The 6649-nt window shown below is 58.1% G+C and carries 6 protein-coding genes; 3 read left to right on the forward strand and 3 right to left on the reverse strand.

Translation table 11 applies throughout. The features are described from left to right. The first annotated feature begins 1 nt into the window (after nucleotide 1). Complete coding sequence (locus tag VH599_04320; protein ID HEY7347520.1) at nucleotides 2-841, forward strand: DegV family protein; 840 nt, start codon at nucleotides 2-4, stop codon at nucleotides 839-841. 12 nt (nucleotides 842-853) lie between these two features. Beyond that, complete coding sequence (locus VH599_04325) at nucleotides 854-1249, forward strand: DUF2203 domain-containing protein (protein HEY7347521.1); 396 nt, start codon at nucleotides 854-856, stop codon at nucleotides 1247-1249. Between the two features lie 46 nt (nucleotides 1250-1295). Here VH599_04325 and VH599_04330 read toward each other — a convergent pair whose 3' ends face one another. Both VH599_04330 and VH599_04335 read right to left on the reverse strand, forming a co-directional pair. Continuing rightward, nucleotides 1296-2207 (reverse strand): proline dehydrogenase family protein, encoded by a 912-nt coding sequence (locus VH599_04330; GenBank protein ID HEY7347522.1) that lies wholly within the window; start codon nucleotides 2205-2207, stop codon nucleotides 1296-1298. Nucleotides 2208-2400: 193 nt separating this feature from the next. Further along, entirely contained in the window at nucleotides 2401-4038 is a 1638-nt protein-coding gene (locus tag VH599_04335; GenBank protein HEY7347523.1) for a tetratricopeptide repeat protein, read from the reverse strand. A 232-nt stretch (nucleotides 4039-4270) separates the two neighbouring features. Between VH599_04335 and VH599_04340 the strand changes: the two genes are divergently transcribed. Then, nucleotides 4271-5008, forward strand: coding sequence for an alpha/beta hydrolase (locus VH599_04340; GenBank protein HEY7347524.1), 738 nt, complete (start codon nucleotides 4271-4273; stop codon nucleotides 5006-5008). A 40-nt stretch (nucleotides 5009-5048) separates the two neighbouring features. On the opposite strand, the gene VH599_04345 is transcribed toward VH599_04340, so the two are convergent. Continuing rightward, nucleotides 5049-6428, reverse strand: coding sequence for a S41 family peptidase (locus VH599_04345; GenBank protein HEY7347525.1), 1380 nt, complete (start codon nucleotides 6426-6428; stop codon nucleotides 5049-5051). Nucleotides 6429-6649 lie beyond the last annotated feature (221 nt).

Consider the following 6649-nt stretch of genomic DNA (forward strand, 5'->3'; position numbering starts at 1 on the left):
TGTGGCCGTCCGTGTTGTGACTGATAGTACGGCTGATCTTTCCAAAGATCAGGCACAAGAACTGGGCATTTGTGTGGTTCCGCTCACGGTGCAATTTGGTGAGGAAGTCTATCGTGATGGGGTTGATCTGGAGAGCGCCGAGTTTTTCTCGAAGCTGGCAACCTCGAAAGTGACCCCAACGACGGCGGCCCCTCCCTCCGGCCTGTTTGAAGAGACATACCGGCAGTTGATACGCGATGGCGCCGATGGTATCCTTTCGGTACAGCTCTCATCAACCCTCAGCGCCACGTATAATTCAGCGATCCTTGGGGCGGAGGCGCTTAAAGCCCAGCCTGTGCCTATTGAGGTGGTGGATTCCCGTTCGGTCAGCGGAGGCATTGGTATCCCTGTCAGGGCGGCGGCGCGGGCGGCGCGTGAAGGCAAAAGCCTGGCTGAGTGCAAAGCGATTGCCGAGGATATGCTCTCACGCATGCACATTTACGCGGTACTGGATACGCTGGAGTTTTTGCAGCGCGGCGGGCGTATTGGCAAGGCGCGGCAGTTGCTTGGCACACTCCTGAACGTTAAGCCGATGCTGACCGTCAAGGATGGGGCAGTGCTGCCGCTGGAGAATGTACGCACTCGTTCCAGAGCGCATGAGCGTATCGCTCAGTTGTTGGAAAAGCTGGGGCCGATTGAGACTGTGGGTATTGCTGAATCGGATGAAGCGATTGGGCAGCAGTTGACAACGGCGATCCGAACAGTCTATTCCGGTCCAATAGAGTATTATCGGCTTGGCCCTGTGGTTGGCACGCACACCGGCCCTGGTACATCGGCGGTTTGTGCTGTCGCCAGGGGGTAGAGGATTGGGCCAATGGCGAAGCATTTCACCCGTGAAGAGGCAGAGGCTCTGTTACCACAGATTACGCCGCTGTTGCTCGATTTACAGCAGCGACATGGCGCGCTGCTGCCGCTGCGGCAGGATTTGGAAACCCTCCGGCAGCGTATGCGGGGCAATGGGCATGGCCTGCATGAGCGGCTAGAGCAGCTCAATCGCCAGTATGCGACGCTGCTGGAGGAGGTGAATCGCCTGATTCGCCGCATTTACGCTTTCGGCTGCCAGTTGAAAGACCCGGCGATGGGGCTGATTGATTTTCCAACGCTGCGCGATGGCCGTGAAATCTTGCTCTGCTGGCGGCTTGGCGAAGAAGGGATTCACTGGTGGCATGAAACCACAACTGGCTTTCAGGGCCGCCAGCCGCTCGATTGAAGATGCCAGATCGGCTAATGGCTACTGAGCGCAGCAGACCGTCTTCTTAGCCGCGCATCGCATTGCTGATTACGAAGAATAAATTGGCCGGGCGCTCGGCCATTCTGCGTGTGAGATAGGGGTACCATTGAGTCCCGTAGGGAACGTAGATGCGCAGGTTGTAGCCGTCGTTGACTAATTGCTTCTGAAGGTCGCGCCGGATGCCATAGAGCATTTGGAACTCGAAGCGTGTTTTGGCGATGTCATTGGCGGCGGCAAACGCTCTGGCTGCCTGAATCATGCGCGGGTCGTGTGTGGCGATAGCCGGATAATTGCCATGCGCCAGCAGCAGGCGCAGTAGGTGCTCGTAGTTGCGGTCTACATCCGCCTTGTGGGGATAGGCAATCTCTGGCGGCTCCTTATAGGCGCCCTTCACCAGCCGCACGCGCGTCTGGCTGGCAATCAGGTTCTCGATGTCCTTCGCGCTGCGGTAAAGGTAGCTCTGAATGACGGCGCCTACCTCTTCGTAATCCTGGCGCAGCTTGGCGACCAGTTCCAGGGTGCGCGCGGTGTAGGCTGCGCCCTCCATATCAACGCGAACGAAGATATGATAGCTTTTGGCGCGATCAAGGATACGACGCACGTTCTCTTCACACAGGGCGGCCTCAATATCCAGGCCCAGGGCGGTGAGTTTAATCGAGATATTGGCATCCAGACTGGCTTGTTTGATGGCGTCCAGAATTGCGATATAGTCATTGGCGGCGCTGCAAGCCTCGCCAGCGTCGCTGACGTTTTCTCCCAGGTGATCGAGCGAGACGCTGAAGCCGCGCTGGTTGAGTGACCGGGTTGCCTGGAGAGCTTCTTCCAGGGTTTCCCCGGCGACGAAGCGCCGGGCGCTGCGCCGGGCCAGATGGTTGTCGGTGACAAAGTGGCGGATACTGCCCCGGTTGGCGAGATACAGCAGCGTACCTCTTAACATAGCGTGTCCTCCTCGACTCTACGCCAGTTCGGAGTGGTGTGTTTTTGCAGCGCCATTGCTGCGGCCTATTTCTGCCTGGATATGTCTGATCTCAGGCGAGATGGCTCTTATCGCATTATATCCTGTAGCAGACCATGTGCCAAGGGCCGCGCCATCTCTTACTTCTCGCTACACGTCTCGCGTTGGCGGCTGTTTACCCTTCTACCTGTACGTCGCCCAGGTCAATCCCTCGCAGCGGCTCAACGTCAGCGATGTAGACAGGGTTATAGGTACCCTCATGGAGCAGTGTGGTGAATGAGGAGCCTTGCTGCCAGTCAATCAGATACCTGCCCAGGGCCACGCTGGGGAAAGTAAACAAGCCGTTGGCGTCGGTGCGCACTTCGTAAACGAAGCCGCCTTGCGTATAGCCATCCGGGCCGGTGGTCCAGCTACTGGAGAGACGGATAATCACCCGTGCGTCGGGGGGGCCGCTGGCAAAGATCAGCCGCCCTTTCACCGCCTGCGGCGCGTTGAGAGTCTCCTGCGCTTGCTGAGCCGCTGGCGTGTTGCCATACTGGTCAATGATCTGCTGATACGTAGTGATGGCCTGGGCGTAGCTGGCCTGCTGAGTTAGCGCCTGCCCCCAGGCATACAAATCGCTGGCTGCCGCATTATAGGCCAGCGTTGTGTAGGAGCTATTGGGGAAACGCTTGCTGATGGTCTGGAATTGGGTGAGCGCGTCTTGAAACTGCCGGGTCGCTTGAAGCTGCTGCCCCCAGGAGTAATAGGCGGCTGGTTCGTCCTGCTCATCTTGCGCTTGCTGCGCCGCCCTGGTGTCGGCATAGCGGGTGCGCAGATGCTCGAACTGCTGGAGCGCCTGCTGATAGTGTTGTTCTGCGACCAGTTGTCGGCCCCATTGCAAGAGCGCGGCGCCGAACGGTTCTCTAGCCGATCTGGCAGCCGTCGTGGCGCTGTAGGTTTCGCTGGCTGTGCCCAGATGCTGGACGGCCATCGCGTAGTTCTGGCTGGCTAAGTCTCCCAGTCCCCATTCCAGATAGCTCCGCGCAATATCCTCTCCGTTTGGGCTGTGTTCGCCGCTGGCCGAATACTCCTCAATCGCGCGTTGATAGTTCCCCTGACTCTCCAGCGCGTGTCCCTGAATGCTGTGGATGCCGGGTGCAAGGGCCACCCCCAGCAGACCAACCAGCGCAAGGCTGGCGGCAAGAATAGACCAGCGCCGCCGTGTCCAACGATGGTAGAGCCGATGGAAGAGCCAGATGAGCCAACCGGCGCAGGCGCCAGCGACCAGCAGCGTGATCCCATCGCGTGTGGTGATGCTGCCCCAACTGGGCGTGGTCGCAGACAATACGATCAGCGCAACCGATCCTCCGAAGGCGATCACTCGTGGACCCCATTTGAGCAGCGTCGGGCCTGGAATGCTCTGGAATCCTGGGCGGCGTTTCCCTGGGGATGGCGACTCCGGCCCCTCGATAATCGAGAGCGGCCACTCCGGGGCGATTGGCGCTGTATCGCTCTCGTCGGGCAGCACTATATCAGCGTCAGCTACTGTTGTTGCGACAGCGCCTGTCTCGATAATAGGGGGAACCACTTCGCTGGCTCCGTCATGAGGGCTGGCCGACCTGCTCGAACCGATGCTTCGGCTGGCGGACGGCGACGTTTCCTGCAAAAGGAGTTCCTGGGGGACATCGGCTGCTTCTATTGTGACATCTGAAACCTGCTGGATAAGCGCGCCACAATGCTCGCAGCGCACGCGCTGCGAAGCAAGGAATGCGCCGCATGCTGGGCAGAGGGGGCCAGAAGGTATCTGCGGGGCGTCAGAAGCCATGTTCATGTCAGAAGCCCTTTTGGACGGTGTACTATTCAATCTAAACAGCCAGATAGATCAATGTTGGTTCAGCGACGCATCAGTTATCCACAGGCTGAGTATAGGAGATGGGTGGGCGCTTGTCAACCAAACAACAAACCAGGCGCCCATGCTATAATTTGCCTCGCAAGTGAGTGGATAAGCTGAAGAGGCTTTTTGAGGCCACTATTCGAGTGTTTGCTACTGGAGAGGAGAAAGCATGAGCAACGTTCCCGATGAGGCGCCCAGGATCGTCTTTATACATGGCTCAGGTAATACTGCTAGCTGCTGGCAGCGGCAAGTAGCCTATATAGGCGTAGAGCGGGCGCTGGCGATAGATTTGCCTGGTCATGGGACACGGGTGCGAGACGTGGGGCCGCGTGAGATGAGCGTTCGTGATTACGCGCTGGACGTGCGCAGGCAGATGCAGGCTGCGGGGCTGGAGCGTCCCATCGTGGCCGGGCATTCCCTGGGTGGCGCCATTGCGCTGCAACTGGCGTTGGACTGGGGCGACGAATTGGCCGGGATGATGCTTATTGGCACAGGCGCGCGGCTGCGGGTCTTGCCTGCTCTGCTGGAGGCGGCTCGGCGTGACCAGATGGGCGCTCTTTTGCAGGTGCGCGGCCTGGCGCGTCAGTCCGAGGGTGCGCCGGAACGAACAACTTCACCTGAAGGTATACTGCCGCCGCTGGCTGAGGGCGTCTTCTATCGTGATCTGGCGGCGTGCAATGCTTTTGATGTGATGGCTGAATTGGGGCGTATCAGCCTCCCCGCTTTGATTGTCTGTGGAGAAGAAGATACGATGACCCCGCCAAAATACGCTGAGTATCTGCGGGCGCATCTGCCCCAGGCGACGCTGCGGATGGTTCCTGGGGCTGGTCATGACATCATGCGCGATCAACCGGAGACATTGAATCAAGTCATTGGCGACTGGCTAAAAAGAGGGTTCGGCGCGTGACGGCTGAACCCTCTTTTATCAAGACCGCCAGACTTGACGGCTAGTGCTGTTGCAGATAGTGATACGCGGCGATGAACTGGGTATCGTTGCTTTGCAACGCCTGCGCTGCTGTCTGGTTCGACTCTTTTTCGATCAACGGCGTATTTTCGGGAGTGCTGGCGTTGGGCATAGCTACCTGCGTGTCGGGCAGGATGCCGCCCTCACGGATAAACTTGCCGCTGGGGGTAAGAAACTCCTGAATGCCCAACAATAACGCCGATCCACCGGGCAGGGGAATCTCTCTGAGGACTGTGCCGGTGCCGAAGGTGTGTTCACCCATGATGATGCCTCGATGGTTGTCTTTGATGGCTCCGGTGACGATCTCGGCTGCGCTGGCGGTATTGTTATTGACCAGCACGACGAGCGGAAGGTCTGTGGCAAGGCCGCCGCTCCGCACAGGCTCTGGCTCGATGCTGCCATTGCTATTTTTGATCAGCACCACATTACGTCCATTGCCTGCTGGAATGAACTCGCTGGCAACTTCGATGGCCTGTTCAAGATAACCGCCGGGATTATCACGTAGATCAAGGATGATCTTCTGCATACCCTGTTTTTTGAGGTTGGTCAAAGCCTGGCGCAGCAGCGCGTCCGTGTTATCGGCAAACTGCATAATCATAATGTGCGCGATATGGCTTTCAGGGAAATAATAGGAGGTGACAATCGGCTCTTGAATCTGCGCGCGCGTTAGCTTGACATCAAATGGTTGGTTCTGGCCTGGGCGCTGAATGGTCAAAGTCAGCGAAGTACCTTCGGGGCCGGTAATCAGGTCGTGTAGCTGATCTAGAGAATTACCCTTCACGCTCTTGCCATTGACGGCGATAATCACATCGCCCGGCTTCAGGCTAGCCTTCTCGGCAGGCGAGTCAGGGATGGTCGCGCTGATCTGGAAGTATTGGCCGGTAGGGTCGGCCTGAAGAAATACGCCGATGCCAACAAAGTTTCCGCTTAATTGCTGATGCTCTTGCTGCACCTCTTCGGGCGTCAGGAAGCGGCTATGGCCGGTATCGCCAAGGGATGCGACAAGCGCCTCAATGGCCGCATACGTCATTTTCTGGTGATCGATAGCGTTCTTGTCGACATAATAAGCGTCAATGTCGCTCCATGCCTGCCAGATCAGGGGCGCGTACTGCTGCGCGCTCGCGGGTGGCAGCAGGTCTCTGGTTAGGGATGTATGTCCCAGCCAGCCCCCGGCAAAACCAAGTGTGAAGATGACGATGGCGCTTAGCACCAGGCCAATGATCTGGTTGGAACCGGCGCGCCGAGTCTGGATGCGGTTATTGGTAGCCCTTGCCGGACCAGGAACGTCAGGATGTGGCGCCGCTGATTCCCCATCCTGGGCGCTCGCCTGTTGAACCTCGGCCAGGTCAAAATCGTTAAACAAATGATCCTCCTAGTAAGCCAAAGAAACAGAGCGAACAAGGCGTCTTGCCTGACTGCCCTTCGGCGGCAGCAAGACCTCTCCCTCAATCCTCCGATCATTGCCGTATCGTAAGCTCTGGCAACTGAAGAAGTCAAGATGCCGATCTTCATGATCGGCGCCGGATGGCGTTGGAAGACGGGAGCAGAGAGAAAAAGCCAGAGGAGCGGTAGAACGCAGGCGTT

This window comes from Ktedonobacterales bacterium, from assembly GCA_036557285.1.
GTDB lineage: Bacteria > Chloroflexota > Ktedonobacteria > Ktedonobacterales > DATBGS01 > DATBHW01.

Coding starts and splice junctions, on each gene's coding strand:
- VH599_04340 (HEY7347524.1), top strand. CDS start 4,271: ATGAGCAACGTTCCCGATGAGGCGCCCAGGATCGTCTTTATACATGGC.
- VH599_04325 (HEY7347521.1), top strand. CDS start 854: ATGGCGAAGCATTTCACCCGTGAAGAGGCAGAGGCTCTGTTACCACAG.
- VH599_04335 (HEY7347523.1), bottom strand. CDS start 4,038: ATGAACATGGCTTCTGACGCCCCGCAGATACCTTCTGGCCCCCTCTGC.
- VH599_04330 (HEY7347522.1), bottom strand. CDS start 2,207: ATGTTAAGAGGTACGCTGCTGTATCTCGCCAACCGGGGCAGTATCCGC.